Origin of the sequence: Pseudomonas sp. LH21, assembly GCF_036549575.1 — a bacterium.
GTDB classification, from domain to species: domain Bacteria; phylum Pseudomonadota; class Gammaproteobacteria; order Pseudomonadales; family Pseudomonadaceae; genus Aquipseudomonas; species Aquipseudomonas peradeniyensis.
In genome coordinates this window covers 810,628-835,349 of the sequence record NZ_CP144367.1, presented here as the reverse complement: position 1 = coordinate 835,349, position 24,722 = coordinate 810,628, and the positions used below count along the sequence as shown (strand labels likewise).

Here is a 24,722-nt window from a genome sequence, read left to right as displayed (position 1 = left end):
TCGGACAGACGCTGTCGCGTTCAGGCAACTCAGCAGGCGTAGGCGGCCAGCTTCTTCTGGATAAAATCGAGGAAGCACTGGATGCGCAGGGCCAGCTGGGTGTTGCGGTAGTAGACCGCGTGGATCGGCTGGCGATAGCCGTTGTTGTGCTCGCCGAGCAGCACCTGCAGGCGGCCGGCGCGGATATCCTCGTGAGTCATGAAATGCGACAGGCTGACGATGCCTTCGCCGGCGATCGCCAGCTGACGCAGGGTTTCACCACTGGATGCGAGCAACTGCGGGCGGATCGCCCAGTGGTCGCCCTGGGCATGTCGCAATGGCCAGCGGTTGAGTGATTCCAAGGTGCTGAAGCCGAGCAGGCAATGTTGGTCGAGATCCTCGACCCGTTGCGGTACGCCGTAGCGCGCCAGGTAATCGGGGCTGGCGAGCACCTGCACCGGGCTGCAGCCCAGCGAGCGGGCATGCAGGCTGGAGTCGGACAGCTCGCCGATGCGGATGGCCACGTCGGTACTCTGTTCCAGCAGGTCGATGATCAGGTCGTCGGTGTTCAACTCCAGTTCGATGCCGGGGTATTGCCGGCGGAATTCGCCGATCCACGGCAGGATCGCGTGCAGCATGAACGGCGCGGCGGCGTTGATGCGCAGGCGCCCGGACGGGGTCTGGCGGTTCATCGACAGACGCTCTTCCATGTCGTCCATCTGCTCGAGGATCAGCCGCGCGCGCTCGAGAAAGAAGCGCCCTTCCTCGGTCAGGTCCATGCGCCGGGTGGTGCGGTTGACCAGGGTAGTGCCCAGCTTGCCCTCCAGCCGCGACAGGGTGCGGCTGACGGCCGACGGGGTCTGGCCGATCTGCTCGGCGGCGGCGGAGATCGAGCCGCTGTCGATGACGGCGACGAAGACCTGGAGTTCTTCGGAGCGAGTTTTCACACGAAAGGACCTGATTGGAGAATGCCGTGATTGATAGCTGCTGAGCCAGGCATGCGCAAGCAGTTAGTCCATCGCGGGCTCGTGGGAGCGGGCTTGCCCCGCGATGGCCCGCGACTCAATTACCCTTGCCGAACACCTCGTCCAGGTGCTGCTCGTACGCCGCCAGCGCCGCCGGCACATCCGGCCGCTTCATCACATCGACGGCGAGGAAGGTCGGCAACCCGCTCATGCCGAGGAACTGATTGGCCTTGTGGAACGGGAAGTACACCGCATCCACGCCCTTGCCTTCGAAGAAGTCACTGGGGTCATCGAACGCCTGCTGGGGCGCGTTCCAGGTCAGCGACAGCATGTACTGCTTGCCCTGGACCAGGCCACCGCTGCCGTACTTCTGCGAGGCATCGGAGCGGGTACGGCCGTCGTTGGCATACAGGCTGCCGTGGCCGGCGGTGAACACCTCGTCGATGTACTTCTTCACCGTCCACGGCGCGCCCATCCACCAACCGGGCATCTGGTAGATCACCACGTCGGCCCAGAGGAATTTCTCCACCTCGGCCTGGACGTCGTAGCCACCGTCGATGAAGGTTTCCCGCACATCGAAGCCGGCACGGTCCAGATGGGCCAGCGCGGCGTCGTGCAGGGTCTGGTTGAGGCGGCCGTCGGAGTGGGCGAAGCGTTTGCCACCGTTGAGCAGGAGGATCTTTTTCATGGGAGGGTCAGCCCTGTAAGTGAAGTTGCCGGCAGGTTAGGCACTCACGGGGCGGGGAAACAGCGGGTCCAGGGCAAAATACATTTGCCTGCGAATCACGAATGGTAAACATATTGTTGATTTAGAATCTGCTCACCCTCCTCACTTACCGAGATCTGCCATGAGCGAGCAACACGCCTTCATCCTCAAAGCCAAGACCCGCCCGGAACAGTCCGAGGCCTTCGAACAACTGTTCCGTCCCTACGTCGAACCCAGCCGCCAGGAGCCGGGCTGCATCGAGTACCACATGCTGCGCGACAAGGAAGACCCGAGCCTGTTCGTGTTCTTCGAGGTCTGGGCGAGCAAGGCGGCCCTGGACGTGCACTCGGCGCTGCCGCACATGGCCGCGTTCTTCGAAAAGCGCATGGATTACCTGGAGCGCGACTTTGATATCCAGATGATCGACATGCTCAGCGCTTCGTCCGCTAACCGCTGATCAACTGGTGCGTGCCCAGTAGCGCCAGGCCGATGAAGAAGCAGCGCTTGAACAGCGCTGCGCTGATCCGCTGGTGTTGGTAATGCCCCTGGTACATCCGCTGGACACCCATGATGAGGCAGGTTTCAACGCCAGTCTGGGCCATGAGGATGTGTCTGAATATGATCGGGGCGCGCAGGCTCAGTACACCTCAGCCAGTTCGCGCAGCGCCGCCGAAGCCAGGAATGCGGAGCGTGAAGCGTAGCGATTATCCTGCTTCACCCTGTCGTCGATTCGTTGCAACAGGTTCCTGGGCAACGTCGCACTAAAACGTACCGCCGTCCCCAGGTATGGCGTTGCGTCGAAGTCCACCAACGCCCAGAGGCCGCCTGCATACTCTGGGTTGTCCACATGCACATCCATTTCCTGCACCTGCGGCAGGGGCGCGCCATCGGCCACCAGCCCTTCATAATGCAGCGCCAGCGCCTCCTGAATGTTCTCCAGTGCCTGGGGGACCGTGGCGCCTGCGGAAAAACAGCCAGGTACATCGGGAATGGTGACGCCGTAATAGGTCTCACGGGACTTGTGCAGGACAACAAGCAGGTTCATCGGCTCTCTCGCTTTGTCGAGCTGCCATGGTTGGGCATCTGCCGGGCAGCGTTTCCGGTCGGTGAACTGCGAAACTAGAACGTTCAGCCGCCTCCTCGCAATGTGCCAGGCGGCAGTGAAACAAGTTTCGGAAATGAACTACAGCCGAGTACCGAAACGCGCTGTGCGGCCCATCGCGGGGCAAGCCCGCTCCTACAACGATTGCGCCAAATCTGTAGGAGATTGTCCTGCCAATTGCACAACCCTGCCTTCGCGAAGAACAGTGTGGGAGCGGGCTTGCCCTGCGATCAATGCCGGCAAAGGCCACCTCGATTACCTCGTCCTCCTCACAACTCCACTACGCTCCCCTTGCCGCCCCCCCGCCTGATTCCCCACAATCGCGTCCATGCCGCACCACGACAGGGAATTCAACGTGCCATCGATCTACCAGCTCAAACCCCGCTTCCAGGCGTTGCTGCGCCCTGCCGTCCAGCGCCTGTTCGACCGCGGCGTCACCGCCAACCAGGTCACGGTCACCGCTGCCGCGGTTTCCGTCCTGCTGGGCCTGCTGCTGGCCTGGCTGCCCCAGATCACCTGGCTGTTCCTGTTGATCCCGGTATGGATGCTGCTACGCATGGCGCTGAACGCGGTCGACGGCATGCTGGCCCGGGAGTTTGGCCAACAGTCCAAACTCGGCGCCTACCTCAATGAACTGTGCGACGTGATCGCCGACACCGCCCTCTACCTGCCCTTCGCCCTGCTGCCGGGCGTTTCGCCGACACTGGTGGTGCTGGTGGTGGTGTTCGCGGTGATCAGCGAATACGCCGGGGTGATGGGCCCGTTGGCCGGCGCATCACGCCGCTACGATGGGCCGATGGGCAAGAGCGACCGGGCCTTCGCCTTCGGCGTGCTGGGTACCGGCGTGGGCTTCGGGCTGCTGGGCGCGACCTGGATCAACGGCCTGCTGCTGGTCATCCTGCTGCTCTCGCTCTATACCCTCTACAACCGGGTTCGCCACGGCCTGGCCGAAACCCGCTGAGCCCCTCGCTGCCGGACAAGGATATTCGCCATGCGCCAAGCGCAATCGCTGCACTTCTGCACCCATGACGGCGTCGAGCTGCACTATCGCCACTGGCCCGCCACTCGTAATGAACACCAACCGCGCCGGGCCGTGGTGATGTTCCATCGCGGCCACGAGCACGGCGGGCGCATGGCCCACCTGGCCGATGAACTGGACATGCCCGGCTACGACTTCTTCGCCTGGGACGCCCGTGGCCATGGGCAGTCGCCGGGGGCTCGCGGCGACAGTCCGGGCTTCGCCACCAGCGTGCGCGATGTGCAGACTTTCATTGAGCACATCCAGACACAGCACGGCATTGCCGAGGCCGACATGGTGGTGCTGGCGCAGAGCGTCGGTGCGGTACTGGTCGCCACCTGGGCCCACGACTATGCGCCCAGGGTACGTTGCCTGGTGCTCGCCTCGCCGGCCTTCAAGGTCAAGCTCTACGTGCCCTTTGCCCGCCCCGGACTGAAGCTGATGAAGGCCCTGCGCGGCAACTTTTTCGTCAACAGCTACGTCAAGCCACGCCTGCTGACCCACGACCCGGAACGGGTCATGTCCTATGTCGCCGACCCGCTGATCAGCCGGCCCATCTCCGTCACCATGCTGCTGGGCCTGTACGACGCCGCCGACCGCGTGGTCGCCGATGCCCAGGCGATCCAGGTGCCGACGCAGCTGCTGATCTCCGGCGCCGACCTGGTGGTCGAGCGCAAGCCGCAGGAGCAGTTCTTCGACCGCCTGGGCAGCGCACGCAAAGAGAAGCACATCCTCCCCGGCTTCTTCCACGACACCCTCGGCGAACGCGACCGCGCCCACGCCCTGGCGCGGATCGAGCGCTTCGTCGCGCACTGCTTCAACGCACCACAGGCGCAGCCTTCGCTGCTCGATGCCGACAAGAGCGGCGCCAGCTGCGCCGAGGCCGAGAGCCTGGCCACGCCATTGCCGCGCCATTCGCCACGCGACCTCTACTGGCGCGCCACCCGCGCCGGCCTGCGCTTGGGCAAAGGCTTTTCCGAAGGGGTGAAGCTGGGCTTCGACACCGGTTTCGACTCGGGCTCGACCCTCGACTACGTCTACCGCAACACCCCGACCGGCAAGGGCAAGCTGGGCGAGCTGATCGACCGCAACTACCTGGATGCCATCGGCTGGCGTGGTATCCGCCAGCGCAAGCTGAACGTCGAGGAACTGCTGCGCCTGGCCATCGCCCGCCTGCGTGAACAACAGCGCTCGGTGCATATCGTCGATATCGCCGCCGGCCATGGCCGTTACATCCTTGAAGCGCTGCAAGGCCTGCAACAATTGCCCGACTCGATCCTGCTGCGCGACTACAGCGAACTGAACGTGCAACAGGGCAACGCCTTGATCAGCGAAAAAGGCCTGGCCGAGATCGCGCGTTTCGTCCAGGGCGATGCCTTCGACCGCCAGAGCCTGGCCGCTCTCAGCCCGCATCCGACACTGGCGGTGGTCTCGGGCCTATACGAACTGTTCCCCAGCAACGAGCTGGTCGGCAACTCGCTGGCGGGACTGGCCGACGCGATCGAGGACGGCGGCTACCTGGTCTACACCGGTCAGCCCTGGCACCCGCAGCTGGAGATGATCGCCCGCGCCCTGACCAGCCACCGTGGCGGCCAGGCCTGGGTGATGCGCCGGCGCAGCCAGGCGGAGATGGACCAGCTGGTCGAAGCAGCAGGGTTCCGCAAGATTACCCAGCGCATCGACGAGTGGGGCATCTTCAGCGTCAGCCTGGCCCAGCGGGTGCGCTGATGGCCCGTGAAGCCGGCCTGGTCCGACGGGGTATCCTGTGGCTGTTGCTGCTCGGGCCGTTCTTCTTCCTCAGCTACGGCCTGGCCAACACCTATACCGCCGGCCGCGATGATATCGGCAGCCTGGTGTTTGCCTGGGAGCGGCAGATGCCGCTGTGGCCCTGGACGATCATCCCGTACTGGTCGATCGACCTGCTGTACGGGCTGTCGTTCCTGCTGCCGCGCTCGCGTTCGGAGATGGATCGCCATGCCCTGGCGCTGCTGACGGCGCAACTGATCTGCGTGGCCAGCTTCCTGCTCTGGCCGCTGCGCTTCACCTTCGAGCGCCCTGAGCTGTCAGGGCTGTTCGGCTGGCTGTTCGATGTGCTGATGGGCTTCGACAAGCCCTACAACCAGGCGCCCTCGCTGCACATCGCGTTGCTGGTGATCATCTGGACGATGTTCGCCCGGCATACCCGGCATCCCGTCTGGCGCCGGGTGGTGCATGGCTGGATGGGGCTGATCGGGCTGTCGGTGCTTACCACCTGGCAGCATCACTTCATCGATGTGCCGACCGGGGCACTGGCGGGGTTCATTTGCCTGTGGCTGTGGCCGCACAGTGGCCCGTTGCCCTGGCGCCAGGCACGTCTGGCGCAGGATCCGAAACGTTGGCGCCTAGCGCTGCGCTATGGCCTGGGCGCGGCCGTGCTGGGGCTACTGGCAATGAAGGTCGGCGGTGGCGGGTTGTGGTTGCTGTGGCCGGCGCTGTCGTTACTGCTGGTGGCGCTGAACTATGCCCTGTTCGGCGCCGCAGGTTTCCAGAAAGGCGCCGACGGGCGGCTGTCCGTGGCCGTCACCTGGCTGCTGGCGCCTTACCTGCTGGGCGCCTGGGTCAATTCGCGGCTATGGACCTGGCGGCATCCGCAGGCGGATGAGGTGGCCGATGGCGTGTATCTCGGCAGAGTGCCGGGGCGCACTGAGGCGTCTGCGTTCGCGGCGATTGTCGACCTGAGCGCGGAACTGCCCTGTCTTGCTGTCCCTCAACAGAGCATCGCGGGGCAAGCCCGCTCCCACAACGCGGCTTGCCCCACGATGAAGACGCTGACAACACCACAGGACTACCAGAGCCTGCCGACCCTGGACCTGATTGCCCCAGACCGGGAAATCCTGCAACAGGCCGCCAAGGCCATCGCACACCGCCATCAACAGGGCCCGCTGCTGGTCTGCTGCGCCTTGGGCTACTCGCGCAGCGCCAGCGCCGTCGCCGCCTGGCTGCTGCTCAGCGGCCACTGTGCCAGTGCCGACCAGGCCGAGGCACTGATTCGCCAGGCGCGCCCCGGCGTGGTCCTGCATCCGGCCCACCGCCTGGCACTGCATCACCTGGAGGCCCAGCCATGAGGTTGCATCTCGTCGCCAGCCTGCTCGCCCGTGGCCGCCAGCTGGAGCGCCTGTCTGACGGTCTGACCCTGCTGGCCCTGGCCTGCACCCTGGCACCGCTGCTCGGCCTGCCATTGGCGCCGCTGTCCCATCTGCTCTGTGGCCTGTTGCTGCTGCTCGGCCTTGCCCACAAGTATTGGGCCCTGCGCGTCGCCCTGGATGCCGACCTGTTCGCCCGCCTCGCCGCCAGTAGCGACCTGCCCGCCGACACCCAGGCCCTGGACCACGCCCTGTTCGACCTGCGCCTCAAGCCTGCGGCCAGCGACCCGCGCGACTGGCCGACCCGCAGCCGGGCCGCCCTGGCCCTGCTGCAGCGCCAGGCCCTGTGCCTGGCCCTGCAGGTCGCAATAATGCTAACCCTCCCCTTCACCGGATAAGACCAATGCCATGCTCGCCAGCCTGACCGCCTTCGTCATCACCTCCGCCGCCCGCCTGATCACCGGCGCCCGCGCCTTGTGGCTGGGCTGCACGCCGCAACCGGTGCAGCGCCTGTACTTCGCCAACCACAGCAGCCATGGCGACTTCGTGCTGCTGTGGGCCGCGTTGCCCGAACCGCTGCGCCGCCGCACCCGCCCTGTGGCGGGCGCCGACTACTGGTGCAAGCCGGGGATCCGCGACTTCCTGATCCGTAAGGTGTTCAACGGCGTGCTGATCGACCGCCAGCACGGCACGGGCGAGGGCAACCCACTGCAACCGGTGCTCGATGCCTTCGCCCAGGGCGACTCGCTGATCTTCTTCCCGGAAGGCACGCGCAACCTGACCGACGACCCGTTGCTGGCGTTCAAGAGCGGCCTGTTCCACCTGGCCTCGGCCAACCCCCAGGTCGAGCTGGTGCCGGTATGGATCGCCAACCTCAACCGGGTCATGCCCAAGGGCCGCGCCCTGCCGCTGCCGCTGCTGTGCACCCTGAGCTTCGGCGAGCCGCTGCACCTGCAGCCGGACGAGGGCAAGCACGCCTTTCTCGAGCGGGCCCGCCAGGCCCTGCTGAACCTGGCCCCGAAGGAAGCCTGAGATGGATCACAACACCCTGTCGCTGTTCGCCGGCATCGGCGCCCTGCTGCTGCTCGCCAGCCTGATCGGCCGTCTGCTCAAATGGCGCGCCGGCCCCGCGCCGCACTCGGTAATCGACAACCTCAACGCGCGCATCAACGCCTGGTGGGTGATGGTGCTGGTGATCGGCATCGCCTTCCTGTTCGGCAAGTACGGCGTGATCGTGCTGTTCTACGGCGTGTCGTTCTATGCCCTGCGCGAGTTCATGACCCTCACCCCGACCCGACGCAGCGACTACCCGGCGCTGGTGGCGGCGTTCTATGTGGCGCTGCCGGTGCAGTACCTGCTGATCGCCATGGACTGGTATGGGCTGTTCAGCATCTTCATCCCGGTATACCTGTTCCTGTTGCTGCCGATCCTGGCCAGCTTCGGCGGCGACACCACGCGCTTCCTCGAGCGCGCCTCCAAGGTGCAGTGGGGGCTGATGATCGCGGTGTACTGCGTGTCGTCGGTGCCGGCGTTGATGACCCTGGACATCCCCGGCTACGAGGGCCGTAACCTGCTGCTGATCGCCTGGCTGATCCTGGTGGTGCAGATCAGCGACGTGCTGCAGTACGTGTGCGGCAAGCTGTTCGGCAAGCGCAAGGTGGCGCCGAACCTGTCGCCGTCGAAGACCGTCGAAGGCCTGGCCGGCGGCGTGGCGCTGGCCACCCTGGTCGGCGCCCTGCTGTGCTGGATCACCCCGTTCACCTTCTGGCAGGCGGCACTGATGGCCTTGACCGTCAATGCCATGGGCTTCTTCGGCGGGCTGGTGATGTCGGCGATCAAGCGCGACCGCGGCGTGAAGGACTGGGGCCACATGATCGAAGGCCACGGCGGCATGCTCGACCGCATGGACTCAGTATGCTTCGCCGCGCCGGTGTTCTTCCACTTCGTGCGTTACTGGTGGGCGTGAGCCACTGACTGTCCACAACCTGCAAGGCCCGAGTCCTGACATTGCGCGGGCAGACAGCTGGGCGTCGACCCCAGGCAACTGCCCGTCCGATGATGACTCTATGGTGACGCGTCATCTCACTTGTTGCCTGGAGCCACGCCATGTCCGATTTCATCACCGTCCTGCGCGAAACCTGCCCGACCCCGGTGGTCGACGCGACCAAGTGGAAGCGCATCGGCGGCGACCCGCACACCGTCAACCTCAACGCCTACCTGTCCGCCGACGGCAGCAAGATCATGGGCACTTGGATCTGCACCCCGGGCAAGTTCGAGGTCAACTACGAGAAGTGGGAGTACTGCCACTTCCTCGATGGCTATTGCATCGTCACGCCAGAGGGTGAAGAGCCGAAGCATCTGAAAGCAGGGGATGTGTTCGTAATCGAACCGGGGATGAAGGGAACCTGGGAAGTGGTCGAGACGGTGCGCAAGTACTTCGTCTTCGCCTGACCCGCTCCCACGCCCACACAGCGGGCAAAAAAAATCGCGAACCCGATGTCCCTTCCCCAAGGTGCGCAGTTACAAGGGGAAGGGCCACCCGGCCCGCGATCAAGTCCACTCGCTCGTCAATCCTTCTTGCGGTACCCCTCGACGATCGCCGAGAAATCCTTGCCGCCTTCGCCGCGCAGGCTCATGGCCTGGTACAGCTGCTGGGCCACGGCGCCGAGGATCACCGGCTGGTGCGCCTGGCGCGCGGCCTCGGTGGCCAGCCCCAGGTCCTTGAGCATCAGCTCGGCACCGAAGCCGCCGGTGTAGCCGCGCGAAGCCGGGGCGGTCTCGATGATGCCCGGCCACGGGTTGTAGGTGTCCGAACTCCAGCAACGCCCGGTGGAGCTGTTGATGATGCCGGCCAGCACCTTGGTGTCGATGCCCAGCGCATTGCCCAGGGCCATGGCCTCGGAAACACCGATCATCGAGATGCCCAGCAGCAGGTTGTTGCAGATCTTGGCGATCTGCCCGGTACCGACCTCGCCACAGTGCACGATATTGCGGCCCATCTGCGCCAGCACCGGCTGGAGCGTGGCGAACAGCTCGGCGCTGGCACCGACCATGAAGGTCAGGGTGCCGGCCGCCGCGCCGCCGGTGCCGCCGGAGACCGGCGCATCGCCCATGTCGATACCCTTGGCCGCCGCAGCCTTGGAGACCTCACGGGCGGTCTGCGGGTCGATGGTGCTGCAGTCCACGGTCGGGGTGCCGGGGCGGATGCCGGCCAGCACGCCGGTTTCTTCATCCAGGTACACACCGCGCACATGGGCGGCGGCCGGCAGCATGGTGATCACCAGCTCGCTGTTGGCGGCGGCGTCCTTGGGCGACGTGCTGACCTGGCCGCCCAGCTCGGCGAGTTCGGCCAGCACGGTCTTGTTCAGGTCGAACAGGTTCAGCTGGTGCCCGGCCTTGATCAGGTTGCGGGCCATGGGCGCGCCCATGTTGCCCAGGCCGATGAAAGCGATACGCATGGCGTTCTCCTTAGCGCAGGCTGATGGTGGTGTTCACACCGTCATTGACGCTGTCATCGTCGAACCAGCGGGCGGTGACGGTCTTGGTCTGAGTGTAGAACTGCACCACCTGCTTGCCGTACGGGCCGAGGTCGCCGAGCTTGGAGCCGCGGGAACCGGTGAAGCTGAAGAACGGCACCGGCACCGGGATCGGGATGTTGATGCCGACCTGGCCGATATCGATCTCGCTCTGGAACTTGCGCGCCGCCGCGCCGCTCTGGGTGAACAGGCCGGTGCCGTTACCGAACGGGTTGGCGTTGACCAGGGCGATGGCCTCGTCGAGGGTATCGACCTCCAGGGTCACCAGTACCGGGCCGAAGATTTCCTGGGTGTAGACCTGCATGTCGGTCTTCACCCCGGAGAACAGGGTCGGGCCGACGAAGTTGCCCTGCTCGTAGCCCGGCACCTTCACGTCGCGGCCATCCAGTTCAAGCTTGGCGCCTTCCTTGATACCGCTTTCGATCAGGCCCAGCACACGCTCCTTGGCGCGCTTGGAGACCACCGGGCCAACATCGGTGCCTGGCTCGTTGCCGGCGTTGACCTTGAGCTTGCTCGCCGCTTCCTTGATATCCGGCAGCCATTCGCGGGCCTTGCCCACCAGCACCGCCACCGAGGTGGCCATGCAGCGCTGGCCGGCCGCGCCGAAGGCGGCGCCGACCAGGGCATTGATGGTCTGGGTGCGGTTGGCGTCGGGCAGCACCACGGCGTGGTTCTTGGCGCCCATCATCGACTGCACGCGCTTGCCGTGCTGGCTGCCCAGGTTGTAGACGTGGGTACCGACCTCGGTCGAGCCGACGAACGAGATCGCCTTGATGTCCTGGTGGGTGCAGATCGTGTCGACCACCTGCTTGCCACCGTGCACCACGTTGAGCACGCCGGCCGGGATGCCAGCTTCCAGCGCCAGCTCGACCAGCATCATGGTCGACAGTGGGTCCTGCTCGGACGGCTTGAGCACGAAGGTGTTGCCGCAGACGATGGCCATCGGGAACATCCACAGCGGGATCATCGCCGGGAAGTTGAACGGGGTGATGCCGGCGCACACGCCGATCGGCTGGCGCAGGGTGTAGGTGTCGACACCGCCGGCGACGTTCTCGGCGAACTCGCCCATCTGCAGGGTGCCGATGGAGGCGGCGTGCTCGACCACTTCCAGGCCACGGAAAATATCGCCCTCGGCGTCAGCAATGGTCTTGCCCTGCTCGGCGCTGAGGGTCACGGCGATGCGCTTGCTGTGTTCGCGGATCAGCGCCTGCAGCTTGAGCATGATGCGCATGCGCGCGCCGATCGGGGTGTCGCGCCAGGTCTTGAAGGCGCGCTCGGCGGCGGCCACGGCGGCGTTGACTTCCTCGACGGTGGCGAACGGCACCCGCGCCAGCACTTGCTGGGTCGCCGGGTTGACGATGTCACGCCATTCGGTGGTCTTGGACTCGACCCATTGGCCATCGATCAGCAGCTTGACCTGCTCGACCTTGGTCTGGTCGGGCGTCTGGGGTGCGTTCATCTGCGCTCTCCTTGGAATTATTGTCGGAACGAGGACGCCTACGCCGCAGCGAACGGGGTGGCGCTCAGGGGCTGAGTTCGAGTATAGATGTGCAAACATCCAACAAGAATGCACAAAAAAACCGGATCATCATGCAAAAAGACCTCACCTCCCTGAGCGCGCTGAACTGGGACGACCTCAAGTTCTTTCTTGAGGTGGCGCGCACCCGCAAGGCCAGCAGTGCGGCCAAGCGCCTGGCCGTGGACTACACCACGGTGTCGCGGCGCATCGGCTCACTGGAAGGGGCGCTGGGCACTTTGCTGTTCGAAAAATCACGGACCAACGGCTTCGTCCTCACCGCCGAGGGCCAGCGCCTGCTGGGCTATGCCGAGTCGATCGAGAGCACCCTGCACATGGCCTGCGAGCAGGTCTCGGGGTCGGGCGTGGCGTTGTCGGGGCATGTGCGCATGGGCTGCACCGAAGGCTTCGGCAGTTTCTTCGTCACTCCGCAGTTGAGCCATTTCGTCGATGCCTGGCCGGCGATCTCGGTGGATATCCTGCCGCTGCCGCACTTCATCAGCCTGTCCAAGCGCGAGGCCGATATCGTCATCGCCCTGGAGCGCCCGGAACATGGCCCTTACGTGTGCTGCAAGCTGTGCGACTACCGCCTGCGCCTGTATGCCACCCAGGACTACCTCGACAGCCACGAGCCGATTCGCGAGATCGCCGACCTGGGGCGCCATCCGTTCATCAGCTACGTGGACGACCTGGCGTTCAGCTCGGAGCTGCTGTACCTGGCCAACCTGATCCCCAACGCCAACGCACACCTGCGCAGCACCAGCGTGATCGCCCAGTACACGGCGGCGTTGCAGGGGCGCGGGCTGGCGATCCTGCCGTGCTTCCTGGCGGCGCAGGACCCGAGACTGGTGACGGTGTTGCCGGAGCAGATCGAGGTGACGCGGCAGTTCTGGATGTACTGCCGGGAGGATCTGCGCAAGTTGAAGCGGATCACGCTGCTGTGGGATTACATCCGCGAGGTGACCGAGGCCAATGCGCCGTTGCTCATGGGGGAGACGCGGGAGATGAAGTTTGCTCGGGATTGAGGGTACACATCATCGCGGGGCAAGCCCGCTCCCACGTTTGGACCAGCTTGCCACGCGATGCGTGCCTCAATCCGACGCCACCACGATCGACACCCGCCGATTTTCCATGCGCCCTGCCGCGGTGCGGTTGTCCGCCACCGGCTGGCTGCTGCCCATGCCGCGGGTCTGGATGTTCTGCGGCTGCATGCCGATGCCGATCAACGCCTTGGCCACACTCTGGGCACGGCGTTCGGAGAGCTGCTGGTTGTAGGCGGCCTTGCCCGAAGCGTCGGCATGGCCGTCGATGCGCACGCGCTGGATATCCACCGACAACAGCGCCTTGCCGATACGCTCGACGATCGACTCGCTGGCGCTGTTGAGGCTGTCCAGGTCACTGCCGAACAGCACCTTTCCCGACAAGTCGAACGCCCAGCCCTCGTCGGTCGGGGCGAAACCCTCGCGCTTGAGCACGGCGACCTGCTCGGGGGTCAGCCCCTTTGGCGGCACGCTCTGGCAGCCGGCCAGGGTCAGCAGCGCCAGCAGCAGGGTGAATAATGGGAAACGCAGCACGGAAAAACGCTTGGTCACGGTTCAGCTCCTGTTCTTTGCATCAGGGGCGCAGCGTTCCGTCTGCGCCACTTGCCAATGGCCACGGCGATTGCGCTTGGCCTGGTACATCGCCGCATCGGCGGCATTGAGCAGACTGGCCGGGTCGCGGCCGTCGTCCGGGTAATAGGCGATACCGACGCTCAGCGAGGTGGTCAGGCTGGTGCCATCCTCCAGCTGCACCGGCAGCTTCATGCTGGCGACGATCTTCTCGGCGATGCGCTTGGCATCCTCGCGCGAGTGCAGCGGCGTCAGCAGCACGGCGAACTCATCGCCGCCCAGGCGCGCCACCAGGTCATGCTCGCGCAGTTGTGCACGCACGCGGTTGGCCACGCTGATCAGCACTTCGTCCCCCACCGCATGGCCGAGGCTATCGTTGATCTGCTTGAAGTGGTCGCTATCGAGGAACAACAGCGCCAGGTGGTCTTCGCTACGCGCGGCATTGCGCAGGCTGCGGCTCAACCGCCCTTCGAAGAAGGCGCGGTTGGGCAGGCCGGTGAGGCTGTCATGGCTTGCCTGGTGGGCGAGGCTTTCGTTCTCGCTCTGCAGGTGGCTCTGCCAGACCTCCAGCTCGTCGAGCAGGGCATTGAAGTCATTGCCCAGTTCGTTGAGTTCGGCGATCTGGGTTTGCGGTACCCGCCGGTCGAAACTGCGCTCGCGCCGCGCGGCATGGGCGACGCTGGCCAGGTTGCGCAAGGGGCGGATGATGTCGCCGAACAGGCGTCGCGACAGGTACAGCGCCAGCACCGCGCTGAGCACCGTGCACACCAGGATGCCCACCAGGCCGCTGAGCAGGAAGCGCACCAGGCTGCCGCCCTGCCCGGTCAGCTCGATATGACCGACCCGCTGGCCCATGTGCTGCACCGGCATGCTGATCGGCTCCTCCAGCAGGCTGCGCGCCACTTGCGACTGCAACTGCGCCATTACCCCCTGCTCGTCGCGTTGCCAGTGGGCGAGCAGGTCGCCATCGTTGTCGTACACCTTGGCGTCGGCCACTTCCTCGGTGGAGGCGATCAGCGCCAGGGCCTCGTTGGCCGCGGCACTGTCGTCGAACACCACGGCGGCCTCGACGGTGTAGTTGATGGAGCGGGCGATCAGGTGCAGGTTATGGTTGGCATACACGCGCAACGCCGCCACCCCGAGCAGGGTCACCAGCACCCCGGCCAACCCCGCGGCGAGCAAGGCCACGCCCAGATGACCCCGCCCGAGCACGGCGCGAAGGGTCGGCCGGCTGAAGCGCCTGGCTGAACGTTTCATGGCTGCCCCGCCCGCCGTCGCGACAACTGCAGCACGCTGGGATGGATGCGCACGCCGCTGCGCGCCACCGAGTCGAGGTTGACGTCGAACGCCACCTGCTGGTCGCCGACCCGCAGGCAGAACAGGCTCCCCACCGTGCACGGATCGTCGGCCTCGCTGATGCTCAGCACCGGGTGGCCGTTGATCCGCTGGAACAATCGCTCACGTTGCTGCTTGTCGAGCTTGCCTAGGTAGATGGCGTTGCAGGCACTGGCCACACTGGGGTCGTCGGCGAGCAGGCGGCGCACCTGCAGGGGTTGCCCGGACTGCTGCAGATTGCCCTTGATCAGGTCGTCGGCGTATTCGGTCGGACCGACCAGGCACAGGCGTAGGGGATTGGGGTCGGCAGGCCAGCGGGCGTAGCTGAGGATGCCCAGCACGACCTGGGTCACGGCCTTGGCCCGTAGCTGCACCTGCGCCTGCGATACGGCATTGTCCGCCCAGGCGGGCGTGCCGTTCGACAACAGCATGGCCATCAGCAACGAGAGCGCACAGCCCTTCACGCGTCCCAGGGCCGAGACAGCCACTGTCATGGGGGGAAATCTCACAAAATGTTTGCGGATAATGCCGCAACGATAGCATATCGGCAGCAAACTCCAGAGTCAGACTTGCTCCAGCATCAGCCCCGAGACCCGCCGGACCTTGCGCCCCACCGCTTCCTCGAACACCCCGGCACGCGGCTCGATCAGGCTGAAGCAATGCTTGGCGCGGGTGATGCCGGTGTACACCAGTTCCTTGGTCAGCACCGGGTTCAGCGCGTCGGGCAGCACCAGTGCGGTATGGCTGAATTCCGAGCCCTGGGACTTGTGCACGGTCATGGCGAACACCGTTTCCACCTCGCTGAGACGGCTGGGCAGGACGAAGCGCACCCCGCCGCTGCCATCGTTGCGCGGAAAGGCCACGCGCAGCAGCGCCTCGCCCTGATCGTCCGGCAGGCGCAGGGCGATGCCGATATCGCCGTTCATCAGCCCGAGGCCATAGTCGTTGCGGGTGACCAGCACCGGACGGCCCTCGTACCAGGGTTGCTGGCTGTCGATCAGCCCGGCGTTGTGCAGCACGCGGGCGACCCGCTCATTGAGGCCCTCGACGCCCCAGGCGCCCTTGCGCACGGCGCAGAGCAACTGGAACGCCTCGAAGCTCTGCAGCACCTCGGCCGCCCAGCGCTCCCAGCGCGGATCGTCGCCTGGCGTGCCTGGCGGCGGGCGCAGGCGACCGATGGTACGCAGGTAGCCGCGATATCCTTGTGGCCCCTCGGAGCCTTGGTTGAGGCCATCGAGCAGCAGGCGGTCGAAGCGTTTGTCATGCTCACCGCCCAGGGTCAGGCAATGGACATCCGCCGGTCGGGTCGCCAGCAGCGCACGCGCCTCCAGGGCTTGCTGGCGATTGACCAGGCGCGCCAACTGGCCGATGCCGCTGCCTTCGCCGAAACGCCGCGAGTGGCGCAGCATCACGATCTGCTGGGCCAGCGGGTTACGCTGGCCGTCGCCCGTCTTCAGGCCGATGTCGGCCAGCGATTGCCCGCCCACCTGCTCCAGCCAGGCCAGGGTCTGTGGCCAGTAGCAGCCGTCCTCGGCGTCGCGGCACAGGTCGCCCAGCACCGCCCCGGCCTCCACCGAGGCGAGCTGGTCCTTGTCGCCCAGCAGCACCAGCCGCGCGTTGGCCGGCAGGGCATCGAGCAGGTTGGCCATCATCTCCAGGTCGATCATCGAGGCTTCGTCGACCACCAGCACATCCAGGGGCAACGGGTTGCCGGCATGATGGCGGAAGTGCCGTGAACCTGGGCGGCTGCCCAGCAGGCGGTGCACGGTGCTGACCTCGGTGGGGATCTGCGCCCGCACCGCGCCATCCACCTGCAAGCGCTCCACTTGCTGGCCGATGGACTCGGTGAGGCGCGCCGCGGCCTTGCCGGTCGGCGCCGCCAGGCGGATGCGCAGCGGCCGGCCTTGTTCGACCGCAGGCCCCTGCAACAACGCCAGCAGGCGCACCACGGTGGTGGTCTTGCCGGTTCCGGGGCCGCCGGTGATGACACTGAAGCCGGCCCGGGTGGCCAGGGCGCAGGCCAGCTTCTGCCAGTCCACCTCGCCTGCGCTCGATCCACCTTCGAACAGTTGCGCCAGGCGTAGTGCCAGGTCGGCCGGCTGCGGCTGAAGGCGCGCCAAGCGTTCATGCAGGGCGTTGTCGATGCGTCGCTCGTAGGTCCAATAGCGGCGCAGGTACAGGCGCTCGCCGCTGACCACCAATGGCCGGGCACGCTGCTCGACGGTATCGCCGGTGGCAACCAGGGGGCTCTCGGCGATCCGAAGCAACCAGGTGCCCAGGTCGAGGCTGGCCAGCAGTTGCGAAGGCAGCAGCAACGGCCCGGCCAGGGCATCGCCTTCCGGTGGCAACGACAGGGCGAAATCCGGCTCGGCGAGGGTCTGTTGCAGGTCGAGGCAGACATGGCCATGACCCAGCTGGTGGCTGGCCAGGGCGGCGGCCAGCAGCACCAGCGGATCGCTGCCCGGCGCCCGCTCCTCGAGGAAACTCACGAAGGCCCGGTCCAGGGCGCGCAGCCAGCCACGCTCGACCCAGCGATCGAGCAATGCCAGCAGGTCATGACTGTGGCGCAGCGGCGCCAGGGCGCTCAGGTGCTCGGCCTGCAAGGGCGTGGGCAGCAGGTCGTCGAGGTTGCGGCTCATGGCGTGGCTCCGGCAAACAGGTCCTGTTGAGCGGGTTCTTGCTCACCCCGGAACATCGCGTCGAGCTGTTCGATCAGCGCCCGGGGCGGCCGCGCATGATACAGCCCGTGGCCGGCCGAGGTGACGCCACGCAGGAAGATGAACACGGCGCCGCCTACGTGCCGATCGTAGTCGTAGTCGGGCAGGCGCGCGCGCAGCTGGCGATGCAGGGCCAGCAGGTAGAGCACGTACTGCAGATCGTAGCGGTGCTCGAGGATTGCCTGCTCCATGGCCAAGGCGCCGTAGGCCTCGGCGTCGGGGCCGAGCCAGTTCGACTTGTAGTCGGCCACGTAGTAGCGCCCGTCGAGCTCGAAGGCCAGGTCGATGAAACCCTTGAACATGCCGTTGAGCACGGTCGGCTGGGCGGCCGCCCGCGTCATCCCAACGTGGGTGTGGCGCGCCACCAGATGGTCGAGGCGCACCGCGTCGACCTGATGGCTGGCGAACCAGAACTCCATTTCGACCTGGTAGCGCTCGAGGCCTGCGAGGGTCAAGGTAGCCCCTTGCAAAAGCATGGGCTGGACCAGCAGTTGCTGCAGCCACTGGGTCAGCGTGGGAATCCAACCGGTCCAGTCGCGTCGATTGCAGCGCTGGCCCACGGTGCGCTCGATCACCTGTCCTTGAGCGGCGACCTCGGCGAATCCTTCGCGCCCCGCCCATTCCAGCAGGCCATGAAGGAAAGTGCCCGGATTCGGACCACGGGGAAAGCGGTGGATATCACCCGCCTCCGCCGGCACCTCACGCAGCGACTGGCTGTCCAGCACCTCGTCGTCCAGCAGTTGCTGGGCCTGGGAGCTGTCGGTGACCAGGGTCTGGTCGCCGACCCGCAAGGCACTGTAGGAAGCGATCCACCAGTGTTCCGCAGCGGCCCGACGAGGCTTGCGCGGCGGCAGCAGCTCGCGCTGGCTGTCCGGCGTGCGGTAGCACAGGGCCTGGACCTCGGGCAGCGGACCATGGGTGATGGCCGGATTGCCGGCCGCCAGGGTGGCGAGCCATTCGCCCAGCTGGCTGGAAGCCGCCAACGGCAGGCCACCGCCCAGCAGGTAGCCCAAGGCCGAACGATGCAGCTGCGAACTGCGCTGGGTGCCGCGCTTGAGGTCGGCAACGCCCAGCCAGCAGGCATGCTGGGCACGGGTCAGGGCCACATAGAGCAGACGCAGGTCCTCGGCCAGGCGTTCGTCATCGGCGCGCTCGACCTGCGCGGCGTCCGGCGTCAGGGTCAGGTGCGCCACGCCCTGATCGTCGTGCCAGCCCAGGGGCAGGCGCTGGCCATCCACCGGCTTGCTGGTGCAGATGAACGGCAGGTACACCAAGGGGTATTCCAGGCCCTTGGACTTGTGAATGGTCACCACCTTGACCAATTGCTCGTCGCTTTCCAGGCGCAGGATCTGCTCTTCTCCGGCCTGCCCGGCGTTGGCCAGGTGCTCGGTGAGATGGCGGATCAGCGCCTGCTCGCCATCCAGCTCGCCCGCCGCCTGTTGCAGCAGTTCGGCCAGGTGCAGCAGGTTGGTCAGCACCCGTTCGCCGTCGCTGCGGCCCATCAGCGCCCGCGGCAGCTGGAAGTCGTGCAGCAGGCGCCGCAGCATCGGCAGCACGCCCTGGCGCTGCCAGGTGTCGCGGTAACGGCGAAAGCGCATCACCCAGCTTTCCCAGACCCGCTCGTCCTGGTTCAGGCGCTCCAGTTCGATAAGCGGCAGGTCGAGGGTCAGGCTGGCCAGGGCGGCCTTGAGCATGCGCTCCGAGTCCGGCTCGGCGCAGGCCTTGAGCCAGGCCAGCAGGTCATGGGCCTCCTGGGCGGCGAACACCGAGTCCTTGTCCGACAGGTATACGCTGCGCACGTCGCGGGCCGCCAGTTCGGCGCGGACCATCTGGGCCTCGCGACCGTCGCGCACCAGGATGGCGATATCGGAAGGCAGGCAGGGCCGCAGCTTGCCGGCGGCATCGGCGAACCCGCTGACGCCTTGCTGACCACCTTCGAGCAGCTCGACGATATGGCTGGCGCAACTGGCCGCCAGTTGCTGGCGATACGCTGTGCTGGACACCGGCTCGTCGCTCTCCAGCTGCCAGCAATGCAGGGCCGCGCTGGGCTGTCCGGCGATCAGCAGTTGCTCGCCACGGCCTTTGGCGCGCACTTCGACGAAGGGCAGCGGATTATCGCCCTGGGCCCGGAACAGGAAGGCGCCACGGCCTTCGGCTCGGTCCTCGGCCTGGAGGAATACCCGATTCACCGCCGCGACCATGGCCTGGCTGGAGCGGTAGTTGGTGTCCAGGCTGTGCAGCCGTCCGGCAGTGGCGCGGCGCGCGGCCAGGTAGGTGAAGATGTCGGCGCCACGGAAGGCGTAGATCGCCTGCTTGGGGTCGCCGATCATGAACAGGCCGGTGTCAGGGTTGTTCTCGGTGATGCGGTAGATGCGCTCGAAGATCCCGTACTGGACGGGGTCGGTGTCCTGGAATTCGTCGATCAACGCGACCGGGAACTGCTCGCGGATCAACGCGGCCAGGCGCTCACCCGAGTCGCTGCCCAGGGCATGCTCCAGGCGCAGCAGCATGTCGTCGAAGCCCATCTCGGCGCGGCGGCGTTTCTCCACCTCGAAGCGCGCCGAAACCCAGGCGGCGGCATGCTCCAGCAACCGTGCATCGGGGCTGGCCAGCCCCTGCAACTGCTCGCGCAAGGATTCCATGGCCCGCAGCGCCGGGTGCTGCGGCGGCTCGCCGGACTTCCAGGCCTCGGCCAGTCCTGCGGGCGTCAGGCGGGTGAAGCCGGTGCCCAGGTCCAGCTCCATGGCCTGCTCATCACCGGCCCAGGCCCGCAGCTTGTCGAACCAGGGTTCGAAATAGCGTGCCTGCAACTTGCGCCCGTCGGCCTGCTTGGCCGCCACGGCATCGCGGCAGATCTGCTGCAGCTCGTCGGCCCAGGCGCCCCAGGGCGCCTTGAGCTGCGCCAGTTGTTCCGTGCGCTGGCGCAGGGTCGCCTCGATCAAAGTCTGCGGGTCTTGCGCGTCCTCCTGGCCACGAACACGGCCGAACAGGGGCCTGATCCTTGGCAGCAAGGCATCGGGGCTGCCCCAGTTGCCGCGCACCCAGGCCAGCGACTCACCGCGCATGCCGTAGCAGAAGCGCCGCCAGTAGTCGCGCATGACCTGGCCCAGCAGTTCGCTGTGATCGGTCTCCAGGCTCTGGGTGAACAGGCTGCCGCTGTCGAAGGCGTGCTCACGCAACATGCGCTGGCACCAGCCGTGGATGGTCGAGACGGCGGCCTCGTCCATCCACTGCACGGCGATCTCCAGGCGGCTGGCGCAGCGTGGCCATTGCTCCTGTGGATAATCGTCGCGCAGCAGGTGCAGCAGCGGGTCGGCATCGTCCAGCTCACCGCGGAAGAAGCGCGCTGCTTCGGCCAGGCGCGCGCGGATACGCTCGCGCAGCTCCTTGGTGGCCGCGTCGGTGAAAGTCACCACGAGGATCTGCGGTGGCAGCAGCTCGCAGCTGAAACCCCGTTCACCGCCATGCCCGAGGATCAGCCGCAGGTACAGGGCCGAAATGGTGAACGTCTTGCCGGTACCGGCGCTGGCTTCGATCAGCTGGCTGCCGTGCAGTGGGAAACTCAGCGCCAGGGGGCGGGCTTGGGTCATTGGGCGTTCTCCGGGTTACCCAGGGTCTGCCAGGGCGCTGCGAACAGGGGGCGATACAAGGCTTCGCACCAGCCTTCGAAGGTTTCGTCGAGGGCCAGCGCGGCGAAGTCACGGTACTGGCGGGCCAAGGCCAGGCTTTCGCTGCGCTCGCCGAAGCTGTTCTGGCCGTCACCCTCATAGGCGCGGATGGCTGCGGCCACGGCCTTGTCCGGATCCTCCTGGGCCAGCCAGGCGAAGGCGGTCTTGACCGCCACCGGCAAAGGGGCGTTCATGCCCGCCTGGCGTGCCACCAACAGTTCGCCCAGGCGCTCTGCCGCCTCACTCTGGGGCAACGGGGCCAGCAGCAGGGTCAGGTCACTGGCCACCAACGCGCTATGCAGCGGATAGCCCGAGGCGCAGGCGGCAAGGTGCATGACCCAGGCCGGCACCAGTCGGTGCCACTTCAGGCTGTTGCGCCCGGCACTGAGGGTGTTGGGCACGGTGGCGATGCTCAGCAGGCTCTGGTCCTCGGCCTGGTACACCCGGCCGAGCCAGCCCTCCAGGCGCAGCGGCCCGTGTTCGAAATGGATCGGCAGGGCACCCTCGACCAGGGTCGGCCAGCGTTGCAGCAGTTGCCGATGACGTTGCAGCAGGTCCGGCAGTGGCTGGATCAGCTCGGCCTGCAAGGCTTCGCCGAAGCCTGCCAGCGGCAGCATCCCGCAGGCCTGGAGGCGTCGGGCCTGGGCCTGCAGCGCCCGCTCGGCGTTGTCTGGATCGGCCAGCGCGGCGCCGAGCAGGCTTTCGCTCAGGCCGTAGCGTTGCAGGGCGTCCAGCACGAACGGCTCCTCGTCCGGGGTCGGAGCCTCCAGGGCCTCGAAGAACACTTTCAGACGCTGGCTGAAGAAATGCCGGACCGGATGGCGCAGGAAGTCCTGAAGCTGCACCAGATTGAGCGGCTCATCGCTGACGTAGGCCGACAGTGCGGTAGGCGCTTGCGCTTCATCCCCGGCCTGGTGCAACGCCAACCACTCATGGGCGAAGCTGAACAACGGGCTGCCCTTCTGGAAATAGCGCTGGCTGAACGGCTGCAACGGATGCTCCTGGGTCAGGGCATGCAGCAACTGCTGCCCCGGGTCTTCGCGTTGACCGGACTTGGCGCTGGCGAGCTGCCAGCCGGCGGCCAGGTGATCGCGCAACTGCCCGATCAGCACTGAGGATGGGCGCTCGCTGTTGTCGCGGATACTGCGCCCGACCCAGCTGACGTAGAGCTGGTCACGTGCCGAGAGCAAGGCCTCGAGCAACAGGTAACGGTCATCCTCCCGACGGGAACGGTCCCCAGGCCGGTAGTCGCTGGCCATCAGATCGAAGTCGAGGGGCGGCTGGGCACGCGGGTAGTCGCCGTCATTCATGCCCAGCAGGCAGACCACCCTGAACGGAATGGCACGCATGGGCATCAGAGTGCAGAAGTTCACCGAGCCGGCCAGGAAGCGCTGGGACAACTTGCCCTGGTCCAGCCCGGACAGCCAGGCTTCGCGCACCACGGTCAGTGGCAGCAGGTCGTGCAGGCCGACCGCGTCACAGGTTTCCAGCCAGGTGTCGCGCAGGTCCTGCAACTGCACCAGGAGCAGTTCGTCGTGCTCGTTCTCGGCCAGGAAGAAGATCTGCAGCAGCGCATGCAGCCGTGCCCCCCACTCCATCGCCGAAGCGGGTTGCGAGAGGGCCTGGCAGGCAATGTCCAGGGCATCGAGCAACGCGACCAAAGGGCCGATCAACGCGGCATCGAGGCCACCGATCTCATCGTACGGCTCGATACCGTCACAGCCTTCGCCCACGCCGACCGCGTACCCCAACAGCATGCGCCTCAGGCCGAAGCGCCAACTGTTTTGCTCGAGTCCCTCGGGCAGGCCAAGGCTGGCGCGTTGCTCGGCACTCAATCCCCAACGGATGCCGGCCCCTTCGATCCAACGGTGCAGGGTCGGCAGGTCGCTTTCCTGGATGGCGAAGCGGGCGCGCACTGCCGGCACGTCCAGCAGGTCGAGCACTTCGCTGACGGCGAAACGGCTGTCAGGCAGCTTGAGCAGATGCTCCAGGGCGATCAGCAACGGGTCGCGACCACGCTGGCCCTGGTCGGTCAGGGTGAACGGGATGTAGCGCGGATCGGTGCGATCGAGCTGGCCGAACACCGCGCGGATATGCGGTGCGTAGGTGTCGATGGCCGGCAGCATGACGATGACGTCGCGAGGCCGCAGCGTGGGGTCGGCACTGAAACGGGCCAGCAACTGATCGTGCAGGATCTCCACTTCGCGCTGCGGACTGTGGGCCAAGTGGAAGCGCACGGAACGGTCCTTGCCCGGATCAACCGCCGGCCATTGCTCGCGGGTCTCGGCCAGGGGGCGCAGTTCGAGGATGTCGTCCTGCAACTGGTTGAGCAGGGTCTTAGGCTCACCTTCGCTGAACAGGTCGATGCGTCCGTCGCTGAACACGCCCTGGTAACTGCCGGGATCGTCGTAGCTGTCGAGCAGGTTGATATAGTCGCGCCCCTGCTTGCCCCAGGCCGCCAACAGCGGGTGCGCATGCTGGTGCAGTAGCTCGTCGTCCAGTTGCAGGGGCATGCCCTGCTTGCGTTGCTGGCGTTTGTACTGGTGTCGCAGCAGGTCCTTGTCGGCGACGATATCGCCCCAGTGATGGCGGCAAGGGTTGTGCACGCACAGCAGTACCTGGCTGAAGCGGGCCAGGCCTGCCAGGGCCTCGAGGATCTGGGCCGGCAGCGACGAGATGCCGAACACGATCAGCCGTGCCGGCAGCCCGGCGGGGGCCTGCTCCAGGCCGTTGATCCGCTCGATGAAACGTTGGTGCACGCCGGCCCGGCTCTGGGCCATGCCCGCCTCGCCCACGTCCTCGAGCAGGATACGCCACAGCTCGGCCTGCCAGCGATTGCCGGCGGCCAGCGGCTTGCGCTCGCCGCGCGCGGTGTTGAGCACATGGGCACCGCTTGCCCAGTCCTTCAACCAGTCGGCGCGGTAGACCTGATACTGGTCGAACAGGTCGGCAAGGCGCTCGGCCAACTGGTAGCGCTTGCGCAGGTCGCTGTCATCGGTGAGAAAGCGGCGCAGGGGCTCGAAGTGCGGGCGTTCGATCACTTCCGGGAGCAGGCGCATCAGGCGCCAGGTCAGGGGCGCCTTGTCCAGCAGTGACACCTCGGGGATTTCGTCGCGCCCCAGCACGCGGCGGTACAGCTGCCACATGAAGCTGCCCGGAAGCTGCACATCGATGGCGGCGGCGATCCCGCAACCGCCCTGGTCGTCGTCCTGTGGATCCTCGGCCAGGGCCAGTTTCAACCATTGGGCGATACCGTTGCTCTGCACCAGGGCGATTTCGTTTTCCAGCGGCGCCAGGGGGTAACGGCGCATCACGCTCACCACCAGATTGCGCAGGTCGTCCAGGCGGTTGCCCTGGACGATCATGAAGCCTGGGTGAAGTGAGGTGGTCTGGGGCATTGGCTGGTCTCGGGGAGCGGGTTGGTGCAGAAGGAGAACCTTATCACGGA

Annotated in this window: 20 protein-coding genes and 1 pseudogene; 9 read left to right on the top strand and 12 right to left on the bottom strand. The window is 66.4% G+C overall.

Annotation, left to right across the window (positions count from 1 at the left end; all coding sequences use genetic code 11):
- Window positions 1–29: 29 nt before the first annotated feature.
- On the bottom strand, window positions 30–926 hold the full coding sequence (locus VUG52_RS03980) for a LysR family transcriptional regulator (protein WP_050706934.1): 897 nt from the start codon (window positions 924–926) through the stop codon (window positions 30–32).
- A 115-nt stretch (window positions 927–1,041) separates the two neighbouring features.
- Complete coding sequence (locus tag VUG52_RS03975; protein WP_050706935.1) at window positions 1,042–1,632, bottom strand: NAD(P)H-dependent oxidoreductase; 591 nt, start codon at window positions 1,630–1,632, stop codon at window positions 1,042–1,044.
- Window positions 1,633–1,792: 160 nt separating this feature from the next.
- On the opposite strand from VUG52_RS03975, the gene VUG52_RS03970 reads away from it, so the two are divergent.
- Complete coding sequence (locus VUG52_RS03970; protein ID WP_050706936.1) at window positions 1,793–2,107, top strand: putative quinol monooxygenase; 315 nt, start codon at window positions 1,793–1,795, stop codon at window positions 2,105–2,107.
- Here VUG52_RS03970 and VUG52_RS03965 read toward each other — a convergent pair.
- Window positions 2,097–2,186: pseudogene (locus VUG52_RS03965) on the bottom strand (sulfite exporter TauE/SafE family protein); the annotation flags it as partial. The gene VUG52_RS03970 and the pseudogene VUG52_RS03965 overlap by 11 nt on opposite strands.
- 101 nt (window positions 2,187–2,287) lie before the next feature.
- Window positions 2,288–2,695: a type II toxin-antitoxin system HicB family antitoxin gene (locus VUG52_RS03960; RefSeq protein WP_028691320.1), complete on the bottom strand. Its 408-nt coding sequence runs from the start codon at window positions 2,693–2,695 to the stop codon at window positions 2,288–2,290.
- 412 nt (window positions 2,696–3,107) lie between these two features.
- Here VUG52_RS03960 and VUG52_RS03955 point away from each other — a divergent pair, with 412 nt between their 5' ends.
- From VUG52_RS03955 to VUG52_RS03925, 7 genes are all read left to right on the top strand, one after another.
- Entirely contained in the window at window positions 3,108–3,713 is a 606-nt protein-coding gene (locus tag VUG52_RS03955) for a CDP-alcohol phosphatidyltransferase family protein (RefSeq protein ID WP_050706949.1), read from the top strand.
- A gap of 30 nt (window positions 3,714–3,743) precedes the next feature.
- Window positions 3,744–5,498 (top strand): bifunctional alpha/beta hydrolase/class I SAM-dependent methyltransferase, encoded by a 1,755-nt coding sequence (locus VUG52_RS03950; protein WP_050706937.1) that lies wholly within the window; start codon window positions 3,744–3,746, stop codon window positions 5,496–5,498.
- A complete protein-coding gene (locus VUG52_RS03945) occupies window positions 5,498–6,874 on the top strand; it encodes a phosphatase PAP2/dual specificity phosphatase family protein (RefSeq protein WP_050706938.1) in 1,377 nt (458 codons plus the stop codon). Before VUG52_RS03950 ends, VUG52_RS03945 begins: the two co-directional genes overlap by 1 nt.
- Window positions 6,871–7,290 (top strand): hypothetical protein, encoded by a 420-nt coding sequence (locus VUG52_RS03940; protein WP_050706939.1) that lies wholly within the window; start codon window positions 6,871–6,873, stop codon window positions 7,288–7,290. The genes VUG52_RS03945 and VUG52_RS03940 overlap by 4 nt, the downstream gene beginning before the upstream one ends.
- 10 nt (window positions 7,291–7,300) lie before the next feature.
- Window positions 7,301–7,924: a lysophospholipid acyltransferase family protein gene (locus VUG52_RS03935; protein WP_050706940.1), complete on the top strand. Its 624-nt coding sequence runs from the start codon at window positions 7,301–7,303 to the stop codon at window positions 7,922–7,924.
- A gap of 1 nt (window position 7,925) precedes the next feature.
- Complete coding sequence (locus VUG52_RS03930) at window positions 7,926–8,858, top strand: phosphatidate cytidylyltransferase (RefSeq protein ID WP_050706941.1); 933 nt, start codon at window positions 7,926–7,928, stop codon at window positions 8,856–8,858.
- A gap of 140 nt (window positions 8,859–8,998) precedes the next feature.
- On the top strand, window positions 8,999–9,343 hold the full coding sequence (locus tag VUG52_RS03925; RefSeq protein WP_023631693.1) for a cupin domain-containing protein: 345 nt from the start codon (window positions 8,999–9,001) through the stop codon (window positions 9,341–9,343).
- Window positions 9,344–9,459: 116 nt separating this feature from the next.
- Here VUG52_RS03925 and mmsB read toward each other — a convergent pair whose 3' ends face one another.
- Both mmsB and VUG52_RS03915 read right to left on the bottom strand, forming a co-directional pair.
- Window positions 9,460–10,350 (bottom strand): 3-hydroxyisobutyrate dehydrogenase, encoded by an 891-nt coding sequence (gene mmsB, locus VUG52_RS03920; protein WP_050706942.1) that lies wholly within the window; start codon window positions 10,348–10,350, stop codon window positions 9,460–9,462.
- Between the two features lie 10 nt (window positions 10,351–10,360).
- On the bottom strand, window positions 10,361–11,887 hold the full coding sequence (locus tag VUG52_RS03915) for a CoA-acylating methylmalonate-semialdehyde dehydrogenase (protein ID WP_050706943.1): 1,527 nt from the start codon (window positions 11,885–11,887) through the stop codon (window positions 10,361–10,363).
- Window positions 11,888–12,018: 131 nt separating this feature from the next.
- Here VUG52_RS03915 and VUG52_RS03910 point away from each other — a divergent pair, with 131 nt between their 5' ends.
- Window positions 12,019–12,969: a LysR family transcriptional regulator gene (locus tag VUG52_RS03910; protein ID WP_031316500.1), complete on the top strand. Its 951-nt coding sequence runs from the start codon at window positions 12,019–12,021 to the stop codon at window positions 12,967–12,969.
- Between the two features lie 66 nt (window positions 12,970–13,035).
- Here the strand turns inward: VUG52_RS03910 and VUG52_RS03905 are convergent, their stop codons facing one another.
- From VUG52_RS03905 to recC, 6 genes are all read right to left on the bottom strand, one after another.
- Window positions 13,036–13,536, bottom strand: coding sequence for an OmpA family protein (locus VUG52_RS03905; protein WP_052896095.1), 501 nt, complete (start codon window positions 13,534–13,536; stop codon window positions 13,036–13,038).
- A gap of 3 nt (window positions 13,537–13,539) precedes the next feature.
- The gene (locus VUG52_RS03900) at window positions 13,540–14,811 is read right to left on the bottom strand and encodes a diguanylate cyclase domain-containing protein (protein ID WP_050706944.1); all 1,272 of its coding nucleotides are present in this window, start codon (window positions 14,809–14,811) and stop codon (window positions 13,540–13,542) included.
- Window positions 14,808–15,383, bottom strand: a complete 576-nt coding sequence (locus tag VUG52_RS03895; RefSeq protein ID WP_262952730.1) for a YfiR family protein — start codon at window positions 15,381–15,383, stop codon at window positions 14,808–14,810. Before VUG52_RS03895 ends, VUG52_RS03900 begins: the two co-directional genes overlap by 4 nt.
- Before the next feature lie 69 nt (window positions 15,384–15,452).
- Window positions 15,453–17,528, bottom strand: coding sequence for an exodeoxyribonuclease V subunit alpha (recD, locus tag VUG52_RS03890; RefSeq protein WP_331832458.1), 2,076 nt, complete (start codon window positions 17,526–17,528; stop codon window positions 15,453–15,455).
- On the bottom strand, window positions 17,525–21,196 hold the full coding sequence (gene recB / locus VUG52_RS03885) for an exodeoxyribonuclease V subunit beta (RefSeq protein ID WP_331832456.1): 3,672 nt from the start codon (window positions 21,194–21,196) through the stop codon (window positions 17,525–17,527). The genes recD and recB overlap by 4 nt, the downstream gene beginning before the upstream one ends.
- Window positions 21,193–24,672, bottom strand: a complete 3,480-nt coding sequence (recC, locus tag VUG52_RS03880) for an exodeoxyribonuclease V subunit gamma (RefSeq protein ID WP_331832455.1) — start codon at window positions 24,670–24,672, stop codon at window positions 21,193–21,195. Before recC ends, recB begins: the two co-directional genes overlap by 4 nt.
- Window positions 24,673–24,722 lie beyond the last annotated feature (50 nt).